Origin of the sequence: Methylobacterium marchantiae (genome assembly GCF_042679825.1) — a bacterium.
Lineage (GTDB): Bacteria > Pseudomonadota > Alphaproteobacteria > Rhizobiales > Beijerinckiaceae > Methylobacterium > Methylobacterium marchantiae.
Genome location: NZ_JBHTND010000002.1, coordinates 164,508 through 184,046, shown reverse-complemented (window position 1 = coordinate 184,046; position 19,539 = coordinate 164,508). Strand labels below are relative to the sequence as shown.

Here is a 19,539-nt window from a genome sequence, read left to right as displayed (position 1 = left end):
GCGCGCCGTCATCCTGAAGTGCCGCTTCGCGGTGCCTCATGATGAGGTCGTGATGAAAGAATGGACGTTTTTGCTGGGGGGCGACGCCGAACCAGCCCGCCACGCCCATCTTTCAGGCCTCCATCTTTCAGGACCCTACCGCCCCGAGACCGGTTCGTCCTTCGCCGGCTCCGGCGGGGTTCGGCTGCGGCCGAAATCCGCTTCCGCCGTTTCCTGCCCCAGGGCGACGATACCCCGGCGGATGGCGCGGGTACGGGTGAACAGGTCGAACAGCGCATCGCCGTCGCCCCAGCGGATGGCGCGGGCCAAGGCCGCCAGATCCTCGTTGAAGCGGCCGAGCATCTCCAGCACCGCCTCCTTGTTGGTCAGGAACACGTCCCGCCACATGGTCGGATCGGAGGCGGCGATGCGGGTGAAATCGCGAAAGCCGCCGGCGGAGAACTTGATCACCTCCGACTGCGTCACGGCTTCGAGATCGGCGGCGGTGCCGACGATGTTGTAGGCGATGAGGTGCGGCACGTGGCTGGTGATGGCGAGCACCAGATCGTGATGCTCCGGCGTCATGCTCTCGATGATGGCGCCGAGTCCTTCCCAGAAGGCCTGGACCCGTGCGGTCGCGGCCCCGGCGGTGCCCTCGGGCGGGGTGAGGATGCACCAGCGGCCCGAGAACAGGGTCGAGAAGCCGGCATCGGGGCCGGAATATTCGGTGCCCGCCACCGGATGGGCCGGGACGAAATGGACGCCGTCGGGCAGATGCGGCGAGACGGCGGCGACCACCGAAGCCTTCACCGAGCCGACATCGGAGACGATGGCACCGGGTTTCAGATGCGGCGCCATGGCCTCGGCGACGGCACCCACCGCGCCCACCGGTACGCACAGGATGACGAGATCGGCGTCCGCGACCCCGGCGGGCTCGCTCGTCGCCTCGTCCGCGAGGCCGAGCGCCTTCACCCGATCGATCACAGCAGGGTCGCGATCGATGGCGACGATGCTCCGCGCCAGCCCGTATTGCCGCGCGCCCCGCGCGATGGAGGAGCCGATCAGTCCAAGGCCGATGATGGCGAGGCGCTCGCAGACAGGGCTCGCCTCAGGCACGGATGCTCTCCTTCACGAAGGCGGTGAGCGCCGCGACGAAGGCCTGGTTGGCCTCTTCGCTGCCGATGGTGACGCGCAGGGCGTCCGGCAGACCGTAGGACGTCACTCTCCGCACGATCACACCGCGCGCGGCGAGATAGGCATCAGCCTCCGCCGCACTGCGTCCGGGTTCGTCGGGGAAGTGGACGAGGACGAAGTTCGCGACACTCGGGGTGACGACGAGGCCGAGGGAGGAGACGACCTCGCTCGTCCAGGCGAGCCAGGTCTCGTTATGCGCGACCGCCGCCGCCACATGCGCCTCGTCGGCGATGGCGGCGGCACCGGCCGCGATGGCACTGCCCGAGAGGTTGAACGGCCCGCGGATGCGGTTGACCGCGTCGACCACCTCCGGCGGACCCACCATCCAGCCGATGCGGAGCGCCGCGAGGCCGTGGATCTTCGAGAAGGTGCGGGTCATCACCACGTTCTCGGATTCGAGGACGAGTTCGAGCCCGGCGCTGTAATCGTTGGTCCGCACGTATTCGGCATAGGCCCCGTCGAGGACGAGGAGCACGTGCGGAGGCAGGCCGGCATGCAGGCGCCGGATCTCGGCGAAGGGCAGGTAGGTGCCCGTCGGATTGTTCGGGTTGGCGAGGTAGACGATCTTCGTGCGCGGCGTGACGGCCGCCAGGATGGCATCGACATCGGCGCGCAGGTCGCGCTCCGGCACCACGACGGGGACGCCGCCCGCGGCCAGGATGGCGATGCGGTAGACCAGGAACCCGTGCTCGGTGAAGATCCCCTCGTCCCCCTCGGCGAGATAGACGTAGGCGAGGAACGAGAGGAGCTCGTCCGAACCGGCGCCGCAGACGATGCGGGCGGGATCGAGCCCGTAGCGGAAGGCGATGGCTTCGCGCAGGCGTGTGGAATTGCCGTCCGGATAAAGCGCGAGACGGAACGCTTCCTGACGCATGGCCTCGATGGCGAGCGGGCTCGGGCCGAGCGGCGTCTCGTTCGAGGAGAGCTTATGGACCTTCGCCGCGCCGGGGGCACCGCTCTTGCCGGGCACGTAGGCCTCGATGGCGAGGACTCCCGGGCGGGGAACGGGACGGGATGCAGAGGGTGCGGAGGACATGGGCGCGGGCCGGCTGGAGTTCAGGCTGCCCCTCTAACCCAGCTTGCCGGTCTTGACGAGGGAACCGGCCGTTTCGAAGCTCGCTCTCACACCCGGAACCGGGCCGCGTGGCTTCCGATCTCGTCGAGCGTCGCGACCTCGGCGCCGGCCCGCTCCAGCGTCTCCCTCAACTGCCGGCTTCCGACACCGCCCGGCACGGCGAGAAGGAGACAATGGCCTTCAGCATTGACCGCCCGTGCGACGACTTCGCCGTAGAGATCCTGCAGGGCGCGTGCGGTTTCCGGCGACCATCGCCCGAGTCGGGTGGCGTGCAGCACCCAGTCGCGCTGGGCGGCGGCCGGGTCGTCGAGGGGGTTGGCGACGACGAAGACCGGCGTGCCGGCGGGATGGGTCGGGCGCTCGATGAAGGGAAGGCGCGCGATCACCTTCGGTCGGCCTTCACCGGCGAGACCTTCCCACCACGGCGCCTCCGGGCTCGGAGGCGCGGAGCCCTCCGGGTCGAGCCGGAAGATGCCAAGATCACCGCGGGATGTGGCCACGGCCTGGATCACCGCCGCGCAGGTGGGATGCGGCCGGTAGGGCACCGTGAAGCCGAAATGAAAGCGCGCGGAGTCGCGCATCGGGGCGTCGCCGCCCGAAATGTCGGCATGGACACTGAACGGGGCCTGGACCCAGGTGAAGGTGGCGATGATGACGCGCCAGATTCCCTCCACCGTGTCGAGGGGCAGGAGCCCGCGATGGCGCTCGGCCACGCGTCGCATCATCGCGGCCTCGCGGCCGGGCCTGAAGGCCGATCCGCTGGCGGAGGTCCGTTTGACTGCGATCAGCCGGTCGATGATCGAGCCGCGCTGGATCAGCAGGGCGTGCATCTCCGCGTCGATCCGGTCGATCTCGGCGCGCAGCTCGGCGAGGTTGTCGAGGGGCGGTGCGGGTCTCGTGGTGAAGCGCATGCGGGATGTCGAGTCCGGCGACGGGTACGGGATGGCCGCCCCCGCATGAGGGCAACGGCCCGTCGTGTCTACGTTTCCGAGCGCCCGAGGGCCAGAGCCGCGCTACATTCCTTCGCACGTGCCTCCGCGCGCGTGCCTGCGTGCTCGGCCCCTTTCGTTGACGCCCGTGCATACGCACATTACGCCCGATGAGCGTCCGGCTTTGCCGGGCACCGATGGGGATGGACCTTCGCGACGCGTCGATAGGGTGGCGACAGGCTGCCCCCTCGCATCACCGCGAAAGCGAATCGGCGAACAACGCGCGAAGACGCCTGATGACCATGTCGCTCGATAGTCTCGCAAGGCCCGACGAAGGCAACGTGCGCCCGGACGGGATTCCGACGGATGCGCCGCCCTCCCTCGACCCGCGGAGCCCCGTGGCCGAGTTCGGTCTCGACGAACCCCTGGCGATGGATGCCGGCGTCGATCTCGCGCCCTTCCGGATCGCCTACCAGACCGCCGGCACCCTCAATGCCGATCGCTCGAACGCGGTGCTGATCTGTCACGCACTCACCGGCGACCAGCATTTTGCCCACACCCATCCGGTGACGGGCAAGCGCGGCTGGTGGGAGACGCTGGTGGGACCGGGCAAGCCCGTCGACACCGATCGCTACTTCGTCATCTGCTCGAATGTGATCGGCTCCTGCATGGGCTCCACCGGCCCGGCCTCCACCAATCCAGCCACGGGTCGGCCCTACGGCCTCGACTTTCCGCTGGTGACGATCCGCGACATGGTCCGCGGCCAGGCCATGCTCCTCGACCGGCTCGGCATCCGCGACCTGTTCCTCTGCGTCGGCGGGTCGATGGGGGGCATGCAGGTGCTGCAATGGGCCGCCCTCTATCCGGACAGGGTCTTCGCGGCGCTCCCCATCGCCACGGGCGCCCGCCACTCGGCACAGAACATCGCCTTCCACGAGGTCGGCCGGCAGGCGATCATGGCCGACCCGGCCTGGGCGGAAGGACGCTATCTCGAAGCGGGGACACGGCCCGCCAAGGGGCTCGGCGTGGCGCGGATGGGCGCTCACATCACCTACCTCTCGGAGCCGGCCCTGCACCGCAAGTTCGGCCGCCGCTTCCAGGGCGGCTCGGCCCCGACCTTCTCGTTCAACGCCGATTTCCAGATCGAGAGCTACCTGCGCCACCAGGGTCTGAGCTTCGTCGAGCGGTTCGACGCCAACGCCTATCTCTACCTCACCCGGGCGATGGATTACTTCGACCTCGCGGCCGATCATGGCGGCGTGCTCGCCAACGCCTTCCGCAACACCAGGACACGGTTCTGCGTGATGTCCTTTACCTCGGACTGGCTGTTCCCCACCGCCGATTCCCGGGCCATCGTGCATGCGCTCAACGCAGCCTCGGCTCCGGTCGCCTTCGTCGAGATCGAGAGCGACAAGGGCCACGATGCCTTCCTGCTCGACGAGCCGGTGATGTTCAACGCCGCCAAGGGCTTCGTCGACGCCGCCGCGAGGGCGAGAGGATTGTGAGATCGGTGACCCGCGTGGCCCCCGCCCCCTGGAGCGCGACCGATACGCTGCCGCGCAGCGACGGCGCCCGCGTCGATCATCTCGCGGTGCTCGGCCTCGTACCGCCGAGCGCCCGCGTCCTCGATATCGGCTGCGGCGACGGGACCCTCCTCGCTCTCCTGCGCGACCGGCGCGGCGTCGACGGACGCGGCATCGAACTGTCCCGCGAGGGCGTCAACGCCTGCCTCGCCCGCGGCTTGCCCGTGATCCAGGGCGATGCCGATACCGACCTCGCGAATTATCCCGACGATGCCTTCGACGTGGTGGTCCTGTCCCAGACCATCCAGGCGACGCGCAACCCGCGCATCGTGCTGGAGCACCTGCTGCGCATCGGCCGGCAGGTGGTGATCTCCTTCCCGAATTTCGGCCATTGGCGGGTGCGCTCTGAACTCGCCTTCCGCGGACGCATGCCGGTCACCGAGCTGATGCCGGAGGAATGGTACGAGACCCAGAACATCCATCATTGCACCATCCGCGACTTCGTCGGCCTGTGCCGGACCGTGGGCGCGCATATCGAGAAGGCCACCGCCCTCGATGCGCGCGGGCGGCCGATGCGGATTTCGATGCCGTGGTGGGTCTGGAACCTGATGGGCGCGCAAGGGGTGTTCCTCCTGCGCAGGGGCGACGGGTCGTCGTCGGGCACGGCGTAGGGCGCCGGCCCGAACAGCGACCATCGCCTTTCGGGCCGACGCCGGGCGAGCGGCGCCCGGTCGATCGATCCTCCCATGCGGCAACCTCGACCGGTGTCTGAATCGACGACATCCGGCATGAGAAGCGGCCGATGAAGCGCAGAGGGAGCCGTCCTGTTGAGAACTGGGGATCGAGACCGGACACGGGCGGAAGAGCCGCGTTCGCCGACGATCACGAAGCTGCAGCAGGTCTCGAGCGGACGATCCTTCGCCCTGCACCTGCTCATCGTTCTGGTGCTGCTCGCCACCGCGCAGACCTATGACGGATCGATCCACGGACTGGGACACTGGATCGTGCTGTCGGCTTATGCCGCGGCCTCGATTCTCCTGGCCTTCGTCTCCCTGCGAACGTGGCCGGAGACCACCGGCGAGACCGGCCCGGTGGACCCGTCCCGAGGCTGGCTGTCCTGGGGCTGGCTGTCCTGGGGCTCGACCCTGCTCAATGCCAGCGTCGCGATCTACGTGCTCATCGAGCACATGTTCCTGGGCGCGGCGGACACGGAAGAGGCGGCCGCCGCGGCCAGCCGGCTCCCGGCCTTCCTGATCCTGCTGCAGACCGCACTGACCATGCGCGTCTGGCACACCTTCGTGTTCGCGGCCCTGGTGACGGCGGGGTGGGGCGGCGCCATCCTGTTCGTCTACCTGTCGCCCGAGAGTCACCATCTTGGGCCTCACGTGACCCTCGACGAGGAGGTACCGGGTCTCCTCACCTTCATGGTGGCCAGCCTCGTGGTCCTGGACGGCATGCGGCGATTGACCTGGGCCGTGGCGACGACGTTCCGCCTGGAGCGGGAGCGCCTGATGCTCACCCGGTTCGTGCCCGCCGCCGTCGCCGAGGATCTGGCGCGGAGCGGCCGCCCGGGTGAGGTCCAGGAACGGCATGCCTGCCTGTTCGCCCTCGATATCCGCGGGTTCTCCACGCTGACGCGGACACGGCCTCCCCAGCAGGTGTTCGAGATCCTCATGGAAATGCGCGCGCTGACGCACCGGGCCGTGACGGAACGCGGCGGCATCATCGACAAGTATATCGGCGACGGGGTGCTGGCGCAGTTCCTCGTCGGCCCACCCCAGACCCAGGCACGGGCGGCCCTCACCTGTGCCGAGGCCGTCCAACTGCGGCTGACGGCCCTGAACCAGCGCCTCGAGAAGAAGGGCTTGCCGTCCCTGCGCGTGGTCATCGCGCTTCACGCCGGCGACGTCCTCGTCGGCGTCTTCGACGACGGTCATCGCGCGGAGTTCACCGTCCTCGGTCCGGCCATGAACACCCTCGCCCGGATCGAGGCACGCGCCAAGGCCGTGGATCTCCAGATCGCCATCTCGGAGGACTTTCGCGATCTTCTCGCCGGATCCGGAGCGAGCGGCCTGAACTGGATTCCGGCCGCGGTGGAAGATGCCGGTTCGCCGGGACCTCGGCTCTACGCGGTCGCGCCCTGAAGGCTCGAGAGGAAAGAATTGCCCGGATCGATCGAGATAAAACTGATATATCATGATCGTTATCAGTATTTTATCGGATGTCATGTATGCTCTGACGTTGTTAATCCCGGATGCTTCGTGCGGCGCGGCACGTCATAGATGAGATTGGCCACCTATATTAGTTTTATACAGAGAGAAACGGACCAATCATCTGGTCTGTACTGTGAGGAAGCTAAGAAACGCCATGACGAACCGTATCGCCGCCGTCGCTACCGCCCTTGTGCTTGGCGCTGCTTCGATCTCTTCCGCAGCCGCGTTCGAGCGCCCCTCCCGCTACACCTCCTATTCGCCCTACGACATCACGGAGACGGGCTCCCTCAACGAGGTCCGCCGCCCTCCCGCCTATCTGGGCTGCCCGATGAGCTCGGCCGCCGAAGGCAACGCCAACCAGCCGAGCTTCCCGGTCCAGCAATACGGTCAGACCTCCGGCGGAAACCGCTGCTGATCCCCTCCATGAAAGCGATGGACATGGTTCTGAAGGGCTTTTCCTACGCCATGATCGGCGTCTTCACCGGCGGCCTGGTCTTGACGATCATCGGTTCGGCCAACGCGTTCCTGGGCTCGTAGGGCCGACCGTTCATCGATACCGAGACTGCGTGCGGCGGAGCGAAAGCTCCGCCGCTTCAGCGTGATCGATCCCGTCGGATATCCAGGGTCGCGACCTCGTAGGTGACCGCGGACCCGCTCTCCTCGAACCGTCTGATGACCGCGCGGAGGGCACCTGGCGACAGCGACCCGGCCGAGCCCGGCGTTCCGGCCCCGATGCTGCGCAGCGCATGGAGAAAGGACCGGCCGTCGGCATGCCGCTCCACCACCGGCTCCAGCGACAGGTGGCTCGTGCAGCCTTCGAAGCGGAGCCGAGCGAGGGCATCCGCCGTCGGATAGGACGGCGTCGCTGGGTGATGACCAAAAGCCGCATGGGCATCGCGCCATTCGCGGAAGGTGTCCGAGGCCAATGTCGTCACCGCGAGGAATCCCCCCGGAGCGAGCAGGCCCGCAAGCCGGCCGAGCGTGCCTTCCAGATCCTCGAACCATTGCGCCGCCAAGCTCGAACAGATCAGGTCGAAGCCGGGCGACAGGCAGGGACGCTCGCCGTCCATGACGAGAAACGCCGATCCGGGCCGATCCTTCAGCCGTTCGCGGGCCCGCTTCACCATGGCGGGCGCCAGATCCGAGACGATCAGCACGCCGGGCGCCACGTGATCGAGGAGGGCCTGGGTCAGAAAGGCGGTGCCGCAGCCGATCTCGAGGACTCGCGGCGACGGAGGGAGAGGAAGAGAAGCGATGCGTTGTGCCAGCCGCCGAGCGACCATCGCCTGGATCACGCCGGCGGCATCGTAGCCTTCGGCCCCGTCGAAGGCCCGGGCCACAGCCTGTTTCCAGGGACGCATCGGGACCGTCTTCGGGGGGCATCTGTGCGGCTGCGATAGCCTGGGCGGGAGACGGGCTCAAGCGTGGAGCCGCCGCTGTACGTCCCGCCTCTCGGGACTTGGCGCATGACTCGTCCACACCCGTCCACAGGGGTGCGGATCGCTCCGCATCGTTGACGAACGCTTTACGGAAAGCCGCCCATTGTCCGGACCATGTGGCGTAGCGTACTCGCGTTTTCCGTTCTCGGACTCATTGGCGCAGGTCTCACCGGCTGCGGACGCAGCGCGTTCGAGAGCCGCGAGCCCTGGCGCGACCAGACCGAGCAGGCCTGCAACGCCCGCCGGCTGGTGGAGACCACCGAGTTCGTCACGCCGGTGAAGGAGATCAACGGCCCGGGTGTCTGCGGCATGCTGCAGCCGTATCGGATCACCCGTCTCGGCAAGGGCTCCGTCGTGCTGAAACAGCGGATGACGCTCGCCTGCCCGGCCCTGGCCGAGGCCGAGGCCTGGCTCGCCGACACCATCCAGCCCGCCGCCAACCTGTATTTCGGCCAGCCCGTCGCAGAGATCAACGCGGGTTCCTATGCCTGCCGTGGCCGCAACAACCAGGCCGGCGCCAAGCTCTCCGAGCACTCGTTCGGCAATGCCGTCGACATCATGTCGTTCAAGCTCGCCGACGGCTACGTCATCACCGTCAAGGGCGGCTGGCGCGGCACGGAGGCCGAGCAGGGCTTCCTGCGCGAGGTCTTCGTCGGTGCCTGCGCCCGTTTCTCCACCGTGCTGGCGCCGGGCTCCAACGTGTTCCACTACGACCATATCCACGTGGACCTCGCCCGGCACGACCCACGCGGCCTGAAGCGCATCTGCCAGCCGCTCATCAAGTTCGTGCCGCAGCTCGGCGCCGACGGCGTGCCCCGCCCGGTCTCGCGTCCTCGGCCGGTGGAGCGCCAGCCCGCTCCGCCGCAGGCTCCCGTCGACGTGGAGGAGGACGATCCCTACGGCGTGACGCCGATGTCCTCGAACGAGCGGGCCCGGTCGAACCCGCATTTAGCGCGCGCGCCCGCACCTGCCCTGTCCGCGCCGGCTCCCTCCGTTCGGGCACCCTCGGCCTATGCTTCGGCACCCGTGGCGCGTCCCGTGCCGCGGTCTCAGACGTCCCGTCTGGCGGCGGTGCCGACCTATGCCGAACCGGCGCCGGGCTTCTCCGACGAGCCGCTGTCCCTTGCAGCGCCCGGTCTATCGGATCCGATCTACTGAGCGCGAAACTGTGCTCCGGCCGCCCCATGCCGGAGCGAAAACGACGTCGCCTTGTCCCTTGCGCTTGACAGCGCCCGGCCAGACGCCATCGTCCCGGGATGAACGGACTCCAGCGAAAAGACGCCGGCATGCGCCCGAATCCCATGCTCACCGCCCTGGCCCTCGGCCTCGTCCTCGCGGGCAGCCTGCAGCCAGCTTTCGCCCGCTCGGGGCGCGAGGAGATCACGCCGGCCGAGGAGCGTGAATTTCCCTTCGATGGGCAGATTCCGGGCTGTCAGGATTCCTCTGTACTGGAGCAGATGTCGAGCCAGTTCGCCGAGAAGGAGGCGAAGTTCTGGAACTCGAGCCTCACCATCATCGCCTACGACCGTATCGAGCGCACGGCCTGGCGCCCCTGGGGCCTCGACACCTATCCCCGCCGCTTCTGCAGTGCGGTGGCGACCACGTCGGACGGGATCAAGCGCAAGGTGGACTATTCCGTACGCGAGGGCCTCGGGATAATCGGCGTGACCTGGGGCGTCGAGTTCTGCGTCCACGGCCTCGACCGCAACCTCGCCTATGCCTACGCCACGGCCTGCCGCGAAGCCCGTCCGTGAGGACGGCGTCGGCGCTCGTCGCACTGGCGCTGACGGCGCTCTCGGGCACGGCACAGGCTCAGGGCTACGGACGCGGCGGCACGCCCGGCGAGTTCGATTTCTACGTGCTGGCCCTGTCCTGGTCGCCGACCTATTGCGAGACTGCGGGACGGCGTGATGCCGACGGCCAGTGCCGGCCGGGGCGCGGCCTCGGCTTCGTCGTCCACGGGCTCTGGCCGCAATACACGCGAGGCTACCCGTCCGATTGCTCTTCCGTCGAGCGTTCTCCCACCCGTCAGGCCATGGATGTGGCCGGCGAGGTCTATCCGAGCGAGGGATTGGCCCGCTACGAGTGGCGCAAGCATGGGACCTGCTCCGGTCTCGATCCGATGTCGTATTTCAAGGCTGCCGCTCAGGCGCGTGAGGCGGTGAACATTCCACCCGCCTTCGCCAAGCCTGATTCCGATACGCGCATCGCGCCCGTCGACATCGCCCGCCAGTTCGTAGCGGCCAACCGTGGGCTTCGCCCGGACATGATGTCGGTCACCTGCACCAGGGGAGAGTTGCAGGAGGTGCGAATCTGCTTCACCAAGGACCTGCGCGGCTTCACGCCCTGTCCCGAAGTGGCGCGGCAGAATTGCCGTGCGGGCGAGATCGCCGTCGACGCGAGCCGGTGAGCCCATGAACCTGCGCCCATGAATTACAGGCACGCCTTCCACGCCGGCAATTTCGCCGACGTGCTCAAGCACCTCGTGCTGACGCGCGTGCTCCACCATCTCAAGGCCAAGCCCACGGGCTTTCGCGCCATCGACACCCATGCGGGCCTCGGCTTCTACGACCTGACCGGTGACGAGGCAGGGCGCACCGGCGAGTGGCAGGATGGATGGGGTCGCCTCGACACCCCCTTCCCCGACGAGGTGGAGGTGCTCTTCGCGCCCTATCGCGAGGCCGTCGCCGCCACCAAGGCGCGGCACGGTGCGGACATCTATCCGGGTTCGCCGGCGATCATCCGCGAATTTCTTCGGCCCACCGACCAGGGTGTCTTCGTCGAGTTGCACCCCGCCGACGCCGAGATCCTGCGCGAGCGCTACAATCAGGATCCGCGCACCAAGGTGATGCATCTCGACGGATGGACCGCCCTCAACGCGCTGATCCCTCCCCCGGAACGCCGGGGCGTCGTGCTGATCGACCCACCTTACGAAGAGCTCGGCGAAGTCGACCGGCTCGGCGCGGCCCTGGCCAAGGCCGTGGCGAAATGGCCGACGGGCATCTATCTCGGCTGGTATCCGATCAAGGATGTCGACCTCATCGACCGCATGGTGGCGGAACTCGACCGCTCGCTCTCCCGGCCCGCCCTGCGCATCGACCTGATGATCTCGGAGCCGTATCCCAACCGTCTCAACGGCAACGGCCTCATCGTCATCAACCCGCCCTGGCGCCTTGCCGACGAGGCGGCCCTGTTTCTACCCGCCCTGGCCGAGCGGCTGGCGCGGGGCGATTACGGCGCGTTCCGCTGCGATGCATTCGGCATCGAGGCTTGAACTCTGCCGTGAAGGTCTTCCATCGATGAGTTCCGCGATTCCCATCGCCAGCGCGGCGATTCCGGGCAGCATCGAGACGATGCGTCTCGTCCGTTACGACGATGCCTACTCGATCATGGTCGGCACGGCCGAACTGATGAACGACCGGCATCGCGACTCGGAGCGCGCACTGGCCACGGTCACCTGCGCGCGACTCGGCGGGAACGCGGCGCCGAAGATTCTCATCGGCGGCCTCGGCATGGGCTTTACCCTGCGCGCGGCGCTCGATGCCCTCGGCCCGCGGGCCGAGGTGGTCGTGGCTGAACTGATGCCGGCTGTGATCGCCTGGGCGAGCGGTCCCCTCGCCCATCTCTTCACCGGTAGCCTCGACGATCCGCGCGTCAGCCTGGTCGAGGCCGACGTGAACCGCCTTATCCAGTCGGGACAGGCTCAGTTCGATGCCATCCTCCTCGACGTCGACAACGGCCCCAAGGGGCTGACGCGCCGGGAGAATGACCGCCTCTACGATGGCTGGGGCCTCAAGCGGGCGCATTACGCCTTGCGGGACGGCGGCATCCTGGCGGTCTGGTCCGGAGGGCCGGACCGCCGATTCAAGAAGCGGCTCCGGCGCTTCGGCTTCGATGTCGAGGAGCACCGCTATCCCGCCCATCCCGGCGGGCGCCGTCACGTGCTCTGGATCGCGGTCCGGCGAGACGGGTAGTCCATTCTCCCCCGCCACGATCCCGAGACGATCGGCGTCAGTAATTATAGGAGCGGCGCGGGTAGGCCTGATTCGGCGCATAGCCGGCTCCGCGTTGCTGTACGCGGGAGCCGTACTCGATCTCGCGCTGCTGCTTGGCGCGGCGGTTGGCGAGGTAGCGCCCGCCAATGCAGCCCGCCACCGCGCCCACGACGCCGCGCTCGGCGAGGTAATGCCCGGCGAGGCCGCCGATGATCGCGCCCTTGATGCAGCCCTTGGCTTCGGCCGCCCCCGTGCTCGCCACGGTGAGCAGCGCCAGGGCCGAGAGCGTTGCAACGATGCGCATGATCATCCTCCAGCATTTCTTCGGGCACGAATTCTTCGGGCACGAATTCTTCGGGGATGAAACACCGGCCCGGAGCTTAGCGTTCCGGGCATGGTTCGGGTGATGGCAAGAAACCGCGACGCGCCTCAGGCGGCGACGCGTCCCTCCAGCGGGAATACCTTGGCGGGGTTCATCAGCCATTTCGGGTCGAACACGTTGCGGACCCGCATCTGCTGGTCGAGGTCGGCCTGCGCATACTGGAAGCGCATGAGCTCACGCTTCTCGATACCGACGCCGTGCTCCCCGGTGAGGCAGCCGCCGACCTCGACGCAGAGCTTGAGGATCTCGTCGCCGGCGGCCTCTGCCTTCTGCAACTCGCCGGGCTTGTTGATGTCGAACAGGATCAGCGGATGCAGGTTGCCGTCGCCGGCATGGAACACGTTGGCGACGCGCAGCCCCTTGTCGGCGCAGATCGCGCCGATGCGATCCAGCACCAGTGGCAGCTGGCCGGTAGGGATCGTGCCGTCCATGCAGATGTAGTCCGAGATGCGACCCGTGGCGCCGAAGGCGGATTTGCGGCCCTTCCAGATCGCGGCGCTCTCGGCTTCGGATTTCGAGACCCTGATACTGGTGGGCCGGTAATCGCGGGCGATGGCCTCGATCCGGCCCAACATCGCCTCGCATTCCGCGTCCGACCCTTCGACCTCGATGATCAGCATCGCCTCGGCGTCGCGGGGGTAGCCGGCCTGCGCGAAATCCTCGGTGATGAGGATCGCCTCGCGATCCATGTATTCCATGGCCACGGGGATGATGCCGGCAGCGATGATGGCGGCGGTGCAGGCGCCGGCATCCTCCACCGAGGAGAAGCCGACCAGAGCCGGGCGTGCCCCTTCCGCCGCGCGCAGGATGCGCACCGTGGCTTCGGTGACGATGCCGAGCTGGCCTTCCGATCCGCAGATCAGACCCAGGAGGTCGTAGCCGGCGCTGTCGAGATGGGCGCCGCCGATCTCGGCTACGGTGCCGTCGTTCATCACCAGGGTGACGCCGAGCAGGTTGTTGGTGGTCACCCCGTATTTCAGGCAATGCGCGCCGCCGGAATTCATCGCGATGTTGCCGGCGATGGTGCAGGCGAGCTGGCTCGACGGGTCTGGCGCGTAGAAGAACCCCTCGTGGCTCACCGCCCCCGAGATCGCGAGGTTGGTGAGGCCCGATTCCACCCGCGCGACGCGGTTGTCGAAATCCACGTCGAGGACGCGCGTCATCTTGGCGACGCCGAGGATGATCGCATCTTCCTGGGCGATTGCTCCGCCGGCGAGGGAGGTGCCGGCTCCGCGCGCCACCACACGCACGCCGTTGGCATGGCAATAGGCCATGATCGCGGAGACCTCGGCGGTGGTCGAGGGCAGGACCACGGCGAGCGGCATCTTGCGATAGGCCGTCAGACCGTCCGTCTCGAAGGCGCGGCGCTCGTCCTCGGTGACGATCAGGGCCTCCGCCGCCACGAGTGGGCGCAGGCCGGCGATGATCGTCTCGCGTCGGGCAAGGGTGTCGGGATCGGGGATGGGAAAGGCGATCGACATGGGGCGCAGGCTCCTCGGCGTATCGACCCGTCTTCAGCTCTCGCTCAGCTTGGAAGGACTAAAACTTGGCGGTGAGCCGTTCAGGACAATGGAATTGGACGACGTCTAAACGAAAACCGGTTTCGGTGCATCCGTTTGTGGTGTGCCGACGTTTGCCCCGAAGCGAAAACGCCCGATCGGGCTTCCTTTCGTCGCAGGGACCCTAGGTGAGTTTGGAACGTTCCCAGTCTCGATCTGTTCTAAACCAAAAAGCTCTGCCATAAGCTAGACCGGCTCATGCCGCCCAACGGAGGAAATAAAACGATGCGTCACCTCATCCTCGGCGCCGCGCTCGCGCTGATGCTCCCGATGTCCGCGCAGGCCCAGGAAGCCGGCGACGCTGCTGCCGGTGAGAAAGTCTTCTCGGCGTGCAAGGCCTGCCACAATTTCGAGAAGAACGGCGTCGGTCCGAGCCTCAAGGGCGTGTACGGCGAAAAGGCCGGCGAGGGCCATGACGGCTACAGCTTCTCCGCCGCGCTGAAGAATTCCGGCATCACCTGGGACGATGCGAATCTCAAGGAATGGCTGAAGGATCCCAAGGCCAAGGTGCCCGGCACCAAGATGGTCTATCCGGGCCTCAAGGACGACAAGAAGATCGCCGATCTGATCGCCTACCTCAAGACGAAGTCCTGACGAACAGGGGCCGCAGCCGATTACAGCGGTTGCGGCTCCGAACCTTCGTCGCCGAGAATACTTTGTCGATCGTCACCGAGGCCGCTCCCGTTCACGCAGGGGCGGCCTTCCTGTGTCGCGGGTCATCGACCGTGCTGCGCGAAGCATGGCCGTCATGCGGCTTATCGGAGCGGTGCTTCGTTTCCGCTCGAGAATTACGGCACCGGAACGGTCCATTCCGTCTTCAAGGAGAGAATGCCGGATGACCGTTACTTGGAAAAAGACCGTTACGTGGAGATTGCGGGTCCCGCATTGGTGCCGGTGACGTTGTCGTGGAGCGCGCCACGCAGCATCACCAGGGAATCGAGGAGGGCTTGGCGGGCATCCTCCGACATGCCGGTGAGAGCGCCGGCCAGACCGGGGACGCAATCCATCCGTCCCTCGAGGTCACGCCCCTTGAGGGTCAGGAAGATGCTGACCTGACGTTCATCGGCCCTATCGCGGGCTCGGCGGACATGGCCCGACGCTTCGAGGCGTTTGAGGAGAGGCGTCAGCGTCCCGGAATCGAGGAACAGGCGCGTACCGATCTCCTTCACCGTCAGGCCCTCCTGTTGCCACAGGACGAGGAGGACCAGATATTGTGGATAGGTCAGGTCATGGGCGGCCAGCAGCGCACGATAGGCCCGCCCGAAGGCGTGAGCCGCGGAATAGACTGCGAAGCAGAGTTGGCTGTCGACGCTGCGGTCTGACGCGGGAACTTGGTCGATCGCCGTGGTCTGCGTGTTGCGCCGGCCTGCCATGGTAGCGGCCTCCTTCTCTGTCGGGTGCGGTGTCGAGTCCGACCCGGGTACCCTATCTAGTTGAAAATGCGGAATGGTCACCCTCACACGCGGCAATCCCGCAAGAGGATTGCGCGCAATCGAGTTCGATGCCATATGAGATATCAGTTGTGCGCAACCTAGTTTGTGTGCGTCGGACGGATCGTCTGATGCGCAGCACCTCCCTCAACGGTCGAACCGTCCGGCCCCGTGGTCGGATCTACCCCCTCATTCCACTGGAAGCAGAAAGAAGACCATGAAGGCTCTCTATACCGCTCATGCCCATGCCACCGGCGGCCGTGAAGGCTCCGCCTCCACCGACGACAACGCGGTCAATGTCACCCTCGTCACACCGAAGGAACTCGGCGGCGGCGGCGGGAACGGCACCAACCCGGAACAGCTCTTCGCCACCGGCTATGCCGCCTGCTTCCTCGGCGCGATCAAGTTCGTCGCCGGCAAGGACAAGGTGAAGATCCCCGAGGACGCCAAGGTCGAATCCTCGGTCGGCATCGGTCCTCGCGACGATGGCGAGGGCTTCGGTCTGGTCGTCACCCTCAAGGCCACTCTGCCCGGAATCGAGCGCGACAAGGCCGAGGACCTGGTGAAGCGCGCTGACGTGGTGTGCCCCTATTCCCATGCCACCCGCGGCAACATCCAGGTCGATATCAGCGTCGCGTAGACCGCACGCCATGCACGGGCCGGAGAGGCTTGCCCTTCCGGCCCGTTGTCTCGCACAGGTGTCGTTCGGGAAACGGCATCCATCTTGGCGTACCGACGTCAGGCCACGGTCACGATCAGCACGGTTCCCTCGATCCCCGTGACTCGGATGCGGGTACCCGTCGCTGCATCGGGTCCCGAGACGCGCCACAGCGTGTCGTTGACCTTGATCCGCCCGAATCCGTTGGTGATCGCGGTATCGAGGTGGAATTCCTGGCCGATCAACCCTTGCGCGCCGCGGTTGAGGCTGTTGGGGCGTCCCGTCATCCGCTTCTGGGCCAGGATGACCAGCCCGACCGAGAGTCCCGCGAAGAAGATGATCTGGGCCTGCCACGGCATCGGCACGACGGCGACTTCGAGCCCCGTGACCAGGGCCGCGGTGCCGAGCCAGACCAGGAACACGCCCGAGATGGCGAGTTCCGCCCCCATCAGGATCAGCCCGATGAGGATCCAGGTCCAGACCGGACCCAAGGCCGCCAGAACATCGAGGATCACGCGGCGCTTCCCCCGGTCGGCCCGACCTTCGGCGGCAGGCCGGAGCTCTTGCGCTGCGGAGCCGATCCCTCGCCGAATACGTTGCGGGTGATCTCGGCGATGCCGCCCAGGGTGCCAGCAAGGGCCGCGGCCTCGATCGGCACCACCACCACCCGCTGGTTCGGCGCCGTGGCAAGGGCCTTGATCGCATCGACGTATTTTTCGGCCACCAGGAAGTTCGCCGCCGCAAGGTCGCCCTGAGCGATGGCTTCGCTGATCAGGCCCGTTGCCCGAGCCTCGGCCTCCGCGCTGCGCTCGCGGCCCTCAGCGTCGCGAAAGGCCGCCTCGCGCCGGCCCTCGGCTTCGAGAATGGCGGATTGCTTGCGGCCCTCTGCGCGCAGGATGTCGGCCTGGCGATGGCCTTCGGCTTCCAGCACCGAGGCGCGCTTCTCGCGCTCGGCTTTCATCTGGCGCGCCATGGCGCCGGCGAGATCGGCGGGCGGCAGGATGTCCTTGATCTCGATCCGGGTCATCTTCACTCCCCAGGGGGATGACGCCGCGTCCATGACGTGGAGCAGTCGCTCGTTGATCTCGTCGCGGTGGGACAGCAACTGATCGAGATCCATGGAGCCGACGACAGTGCGGATGTTCGTCATCGTCAGCGTCATCATCGCCGTTTCGAGGTTCGAGATCTCGTAGGAGGCCTTGGCCGCATCGAGCACCTGGTAGAACACCACCGCGTCGATCTTCACGCCCGCATTGTCGCGGGTGAAGGCCTCCTGGCTCGGCACCTCGATCACCTGCTCCATGACGTTCACACGCCGGCCGATCCGCTCGACATAGGGAGCGATGAGTCCCAGCCCGGATTCGAGGGTGCGCGAATAACGGCCGAACCGCTCGACCGTGTAGACGTAGCCCTGCGGAATGATGTTGATGCCGATGGCGAGGGTGACCACCACGAGGACGACGAGCGCCACCGCCACCACGCTCAACCCGATCGAGAGATCCATTCGCGTCCCCTGCCGCCGCACCGCGACATTGACACCGCGCTGCGCTTTCCGTGCAAGCTCGGCCGTCGTGAGACGGCACGTTTTGTCAGGGCTCCCCTACCGGCTAGGCGGGGCGGCCGGACCCGTACCGACCGGCGTCGAAAACCGATCTCCCTCCCATGCCGAGCCGGCGCCTTACCGCGCCCACACCCCCAGGCGTTCCGTCCGCGCCCGGTCCTCGGCCGCGACGAGGTCGGGGGTCGCTTCCGAGGAGGCACGGCCTCCGCCGTTGAACAGGACGACTTCCGAAAGATCGCGGCCCTCCACCGAGCAGAGATAGGCCTCGCTCCCGGCCACCGTCTGGCAGGTCACCGGGCGCCCTGCGAGGTAGCGGGTCAGTTCCTCCGGCTGGCCGCCGCGGACCCACTCCACGCCGAACAGGCGCACGAGCTTGCCGCCGACGCGCAGGGTCGCGGTGTCGATCACCTCGGTCTTGCCGGTGACGGCGTTGGAGGGCTCCGGCGGCTTCGTCGGAACCTCTTCGGCCGAGGGGGGGCTCGGTTCTTCCACGGGCATGCCGGGAGGGTTCGCGGGGGATACGGTCTCGCGCGGATTGACCAGCGTGGATGGCTGGCTCGGGGCCTGCTGAGGCGGAGCTGGGGCTGGCGCCGGAGTCGAATCGGGCGTCCTTGCCTCCTGTCGGGGAAGCTCCGCATCCGGTGCGATCGTCGGCCTGTCGTCCCCGCCGCTATTGGCGAGGACCAGGACGACGACGAGCCCGCCGAGCAGGCCGGCACCGGCCAGCGTACTCGGCCGGGTCAGGACATGGCCTTCATCCGGACGAAGGCGGCGCAGCCCGTTCCCGGCCCGGGCGAGCAGGCCGGACATGCGAGGCGCGCCCGTTGGTTGCGATCCCTGAAGCGGCGTTTCCGGAAAAGAAGAGCGGGTGCTTCCGGTGAAGGTGGACAAGCGTTCGCGGGCGATACCGATCGTCGCCCGTGCCTTGTCGCCGAAACCGGCACCGATCCGGATACCTCGCTCACGCAAGGTCAGCTGGGCGCCCGAGCCCGGAATGCGACTCTGCCGATCGGCGAATTGGTGCCTGACCCCGCTCAGGGTCTCCGACCAGGTGGCGGAGACCGCGGTCGCCGCAGCCCTCCCCCTTGCGGCCGAGCGGGCCATCACCGAGCGTGCGAGCTCCGATTGCGTCTCCACGAACCGCGCCGTGGCCGCCTTGATCTCCTCGGAGGTAGTGGGCTCGGGCAGCGGTTCGACGACGGGCTTCGGCGGGACCGGCACGAACAATGCCCCGTGGCGCTCCCGCAATTCCGCAAACAGTTCCTCCAGGGTCAGCGGACCGTTCTCGCCCTCGCGCGGCGTGCCGGACCGATCCACGATCCTGTAGAAGGGGGGAGCGGCGGCCGGCTCGACCACGGCCTCGGCAAGCAGCTGCAATGTCCGTCGCGCCACCGGAAATGCATCCTGCCGGCGGATCTCCGCCTCGATCAGTACCCTCACGGATTCCCGTGCGGCTCGTGCTGCGACGATGGCCGGCGCCTCGACGCCTTCGGACACCTTCGTCGCCGTGGGCGTCCTGCCCGCGGCGCGATTCTTGTCCCTTACGGGATCCTTGTCTCCGGATGGGTTCCTGGCTGCGGTCGATGTCATCGGTTCGAATGT

21 protein-coding genes are annotated in these 19,539 nt (G+C 67.4%); 11 read left to right on the top strand and 10 right to left on the bottom strand.

Annotated features, from left to right (window positions below; genetic code table 11):
- Positions 1–135 precede the first annotated feature (135 nt).
- From ACFQ4G_RS02300 to ACFQ4G_RS02290, 3 genes are all read right to left on the bottom strand, one after another.
- Positions 136–1,095 (bottom strand): prephenate/arogenate dehydrogenase family protein, encoded by a 960-nt coding sequence (locus tag ACFQ4G_RS02300; protein WP_238203269.1) that lies wholly within the window; start codon positions 1,093–1,095, stop codon positions 136–138.
- A complete protein-coding gene (locus tag ACFQ4G_RS02295) occupies positions 1,088–2,209 on the bottom strand; it encodes a pyridoxal phosphate-dependent aminotransferase (RefSeq protein WP_238203268.1) in 1,122 nt (373 codons plus the stop codon). The genes ACFQ4G_RS02300 and ACFQ4G_RS02295 overlap by 8 nt, the downstream gene beginning before the upstream one ends.
- Positions 2,210–2,295: 86 nt before the next feature.
- On the bottom strand, positions 2,296–3,159 hold the full coding sequence (locus ACFQ4G_RS02290; RefSeq protein WP_238203267.1) for a chorismate mutase: 864 nt from the start codon (positions 3,157–3,159) through the stop codon (positions 2,296–2,298).
- A gap of 314 nt (positions 3,160–3,473) precedes the next feature.
- Between ACFQ4G_RS02290 and metX the strand changes: the two genes are divergently transcribed.
- From metX to ACFQ4G_RS02270, 4 genes are all read left to right on the top strand, one after another.
- A complete protein-coding gene (metX, locus tag ACFQ4G_RS02285) occupies positions 3,474–4,682 on the top strand; it encodes a homoserine O-acetyltransferase MetX (RefSeq protein ID WP_238203266.1) in 1,209 nt (402 codons plus the stop codon).
- Positions 4,679–5,371, top strand: a complete 693-nt coding sequence (gene metW / locus ACFQ4G_RS02280; RefSeq protein ID WP_238203265.1) for a methionine biosynthesis protein MetW — start codon at positions 4,679–4,681, stop codon at positions 5,369–5,371. The genes metX and metW overlap by 4 nt, the downstream gene beginning before the upstream one ends.
- 156 nt (positions 5,372–5,527) lie before the next feature.
- Positions 5,528–6,844 carry an adenylate/guanylate cyclase domain-containing protein gene (locus ACFQ4G_RS02275; RefSeq protein ID WP_238203264.1) on the top strand — a complete coding sequence of 439 codons (1,317 nt, stop codon included), beginning with the start codon at positions 5,528–5,530 and terminating at the stop codon, positions 6,842–6,844.
- Between the two features lie 223 nt (positions 6,845–7,067).
- Positions 7,068–7,328: a hypothetical protein gene (locus ACFQ4G_RS02270; RefSeq protein WP_238203263.1), complete on the top strand. Its 261-nt coding sequence runs from the start codon at positions 7,068–7,070 to the stop codon at positions 7,326–7,328.
- Positions 7,329–7,506: 178 nt separating this feature from the next.
- On the opposite strand, the gene ACFQ4G_RS02265 is transcribed toward ACFQ4G_RS02270, so the two are convergent.
- Positions 7,507–8,274: a methyltransferase gene (locus ACFQ4G_RS02265; RefSeq protein ID WP_238203262.1), complete on the bottom strand. Its 768-nt coding sequence runs from the start codon at positions 8,272–8,274 to the stop codon at positions 7,507–7,509.
- A 192-nt stretch (positions 8,275–8,466) separates the two neighbouring features.
- Here ACFQ4G_RS02265 and ACFQ4G_RS02260 point away from each other — a divergent pair, with 192 nt between their 5' ends.
- The 5 genes from ACFQ4G_RS02260 (at position 8,467) to ACFQ4G_RS02240 (ending at position 12,326) form a co-directional block, all read left to right on the top strand.
- A complete protein-coding gene (locus ACFQ4G_RS02260) occupies positions 8,467–9,510 on the top strand; it encodes an extensin-like domain-containing protein (RefSeq protein ID WP_238203261.1) in 1,044 nt (347 codons plus the stop codon).
- Positions 9,511–9,638: 128 nt separating this feature from the next.
- On the top strand, positions 9,639–10,106 hold the full coding sequence (locus ACFQ4G_RS02255; RefSeq protein ID WP_238203260.1) for a hypothetical protein: 468 nt from the start codon (positions 9,639–9,641) through the stop codon (positions 10,104–10,106).
- Positions 10,103–10,762 (top strand): ribonuclease T2, encoded by a 660-nt coding sequence (locus ACFQ4G_RS02250; RefSeq protein WP_238203259.1) that lies wholly within the window; start codon positions 10,103–10,105, stop codon positions 10,760–10,762. The genes ACFQ4G_RS02255 and ACFQ4G_RS02250 overlap by 4 nt, the downstream gene beginning before the upstream one ends.
- 18 nt (positions 10,763–10,780) lie before the next feature.
- Positions 10,781–11,626 (top strand): 23S rRNA (adenine(2030)-N(6))-methyltransferase RlmJ, encoded by an 846-nt coding sequence (locus ACFQ4G_RS02245; RefSeq protein WP_238203258.1) that lies wholly within the window; start codon positions 10,781–10,783, stop codon positions 11,624–11,626.
- A gap of 25 nt (positions 11,627–11,651) precedes the next feature.
- On the top strand, positions 11,652–12,326 hold the full coding sequence (locus ACFQ4G_RS02240; RefSeq protein ID WP_238203254.1) for a spermidine synthase: 675 nt from the start codon (positions 11,652–11,654) through the stop codon (positions 12,324–12,326).
- Positions 12,327–12,363: 37 nt separating this feature from the next.
- Here the strand turns inward: ACFQ4G_RS02240 and ACFQ4G_RS02235 are convergent, their stop codons facing one another.
- Both ACFQ4G_RS02235 and ACFQ4G_RS02230 read right to left on the bottom strand, forming a co-directional pair.
- Positions 12,364–12,651: a hypothetical protein gene (locus ACFQ4G_RS02235; protein WP_026176297.1), complete on the bottom strand. Its 288-nt coding sequence runs from the start codon at positions 12,649–12,651 to the stop codon at positions 12,364–12,366.
- 125 nt (positions 12,652–12,776) lie between these two features.
- Positions 12,777–14,210, bottom strand: coding sequence for an FAD-linked oxidase C-terminal domain-containing protein (locus ACFQ4G_RS02230; RefSeq protein WP_238203252.1), 1,434 nt, complete (start codon positions 14,208–14,210; stop codon positions 12,777–12,779).
- A 303-nt stretch (positions 14,211–14,513) separates the two neighbouring features.
- Between ACFQ4G_RS02230 and ACFQ4G_RS02225 the strand changes: the two genes are divergently transcribed.
- Entirely contained in the window at positions 14,514–14,882 is a 369-nt protein-coding gene (locus ACFQ4G_RS02225; RefSeq protein WP_238203250.1) for a c-type cytochrome, read from the top strand.
- A gap of 266 nt (positions 14,883–15,148) precedes the next feature.
- Here ACFQ4G_RS02225 and ACFQ4G_RS02220 read toward each other — a convergent pair whose 3' ends face one another.
- The gene (locus ACFQ4G_RS02220; protein WP_238203248.1) at positions 15,149–15,661 is read right to left on the bottom strand and encodes a MarR family winged helix-turn-helix transcriptional regulator; all 513 of its coding nucleotides are present in this window, start codon (positions 15,659–15,661) and stop codon (positions 15,149–15,151) included.
- Positions 15,662–15,935: 274 nt separating this feature from the next.
- Between ACFQ4G_RS02220 and ACFQ4G_RS02215 the strand changes: the two genes are divergently transcribed.
- Complete coding sequence (locus ACFQ4G_RS02215; protein ID WP_238203245.1) at positions 15,936–16,358, top strand: organic hydroperoxide resistance protein; 423 nt, start codon at positions 15,936–15,938, stop codon at positions 16,356–16,358.
- Between the two features lie 98 nt (positions 16,359–16,456).
- On the opposite strand, the gene ACFQ4G_RS02210 is transcribed toward ACFQ4G_RS02215, so the two are convergent.
- The 3 genes from ACFQ4G_RS02210 to ACFQ4G_RS02200 all read right to left on the bottom strand — a co-directional run bounded on the left by ACFQ4G_RS02210 (position 16,457) and on the right by ACFQ4G_RS02200 (position 19,527).
- Positions 16,457–16,891 carry an NfeD family protein gene (locus tag ACFQ4G_RS02210; protein ID WP_238203243.1) on the bottom strand — a complete coding sequence of 145 codons (435 nt, stop codon included), beginning with the start codon at positions 16,889–16,891 and terminating at the stop codon, positions 16,457–16,459.
- Positions 16,888–17,880, bottom strand: a complete 993-nt coding sequence (locus ACFQ4G_RS02205; protein WP_238203241.1) for an SPFH domain-containing protein — start codon at positions 17,878–17,880, stop codon at positions 16,888–16,890. Before ACFQ4G_RS02205 ends, ACFQ4G_RS02210 begins: the two co-directional genes overlap by 4 nt.
- A gap of 174 nt (positions 17,881–18,054) precedes the next feature.
- A complete protein-coding gene (locus tag ACFQ4G_RS02200; protein ID WP_449288986.1) occupies positions 18,055–19,527 on the bottom strand; it encodes a thermonuclease family protein in 1,473 nt (490 codons plus the stop codon).
- Between the last annotated feature and the right edge of the window lie 12 nt (positions 19,528–19,539).

What these genes read in the sequence shown, in the direction of transcription:
- ACFQ4G_RS02295 (WP_238203268.1), bottom strand. Translation starts at nt 2,209, where the DNA reads ATGTCCTCCGCACCCTCTGCATCCCGTCCCGTTCCCCGCCCGGGAGTC.
- ACFQ4G_RS02290 (WP_238203267.1), bottom strand. Translation starts at nt 3,159, where the DNA reads ATGCGCTTCACCACGAGACCCGCACCGCCCCTCGACAACCTCGCCGAG.
- metX (WP_238203266.1), top strand. Translation starts at nt 3,474, where the DNA reads ATGACCATGTCGCTCGATAGTCTCGCAAGGCCCGACGAAGGCAACGTG.
- ACFQ4G_RS02270 (WP_238203263.1), top strand. Translation starts at nt 7,068, where the DNA reads ATGACGAACCGTATCGCCGCCGTCGCTACCGCCCTTGTGCTTGGCGCT.
- ACFQ4G_RS02265 (WP_238203262.1), bottom strand. Translation starts at nt 8,274, where the DNA reads ATGCGTCCCTGGAAACAGGCTGTGGCCCGGGCCTTCGACGGGGCCGAA.
- ACFQ4G_RS02260 (WP_238203261.1), top strand. Translation starts at nt 8,467, where the DNA reads ATGTGGCGTAGCGTACTCGCGTTTTCCGTTCTCGGACTCATTGGCGCA.
- ACFQ4G_RS02255 (WP_238203260.1), top strand. Translation starts at nt 9,639, where the DNA reads ATGCGCCCGAATCCCATGCTCACCGCCCTGGCCCTCGGCCTCGTCCTC.
- ACFQ4G_RS02245 (WP_238203258.1), top strand. Translation starts at nt 10,781, where the DNA reads ATGAATTACAGGCACGCCTTCCACGCCGGCAATTTCGCCGACGTGCTC.
- ACFQ4G_RS02240 (WP_238203254.1), top strand. Translation starts at nt 11,652, where the DNA reads ATGAGTTCCGCGATTCCCATCGCCAGCGCGGCGATTCCGGGCAGCATC.
- ACFQ4G_RS02235 (WP_026176297.1), bottom strand. Translation starts at nt 12,651, where the DNA reads ATGCGCATCGTTGCAACGCTCTCGGCCCTGGCGCTGCTCACCGTGGCG.
- ACFQ4G_RS02230 (WP_238203252.1), bottom strand. Translation starts at nt 14,210, where the DNA reads ATGTCGATCGCCTTTCCCATCCCCGATCCCGACACCCTTGCCCGACGC.
- ACFQ4G_RS02225 (WP_238203250.1), top strand. Translation starts at nt 14,514, where the DNA reads ATGCGTCACCTCATCCTCGGCGCCGCGCTCGCGCTGATGCTCCCGATG.
- ACFQ4G_RS02220 (WP_238203248.1), bottom strand. Translation starts at nt 15,661, where the DNA reads ATGGCAGGCCGGCGCAACACGCAGACCACGGCGATCGACCAAGTTCCC.
- ACFQ4G_RS02215 (WP_238203245.1), top strand. Translation starts at nt 15,936, where the DNA reads ATGAAGGCTCTCTATACCGCTCATGCCCATGCCACCGGCGGCCGTGAA.
- ACFQ4G_RS02205 (WP_238203241.1), bottom strand. Translation starts at nt 17,880, where the DNA reads ATGGATCTCTCGATCGGGTTGAGCGTGGTGGCGGTGGCGCTCGTCGTC.
- ACFQ4G_RS02200 (WP_449288986.1), bottom strand. Translation starts at nt 19,527, where the DNA reads ATGACATCGACCGCAGCCAGGAACCCATCCGGAGACAAGGATCCCGTA.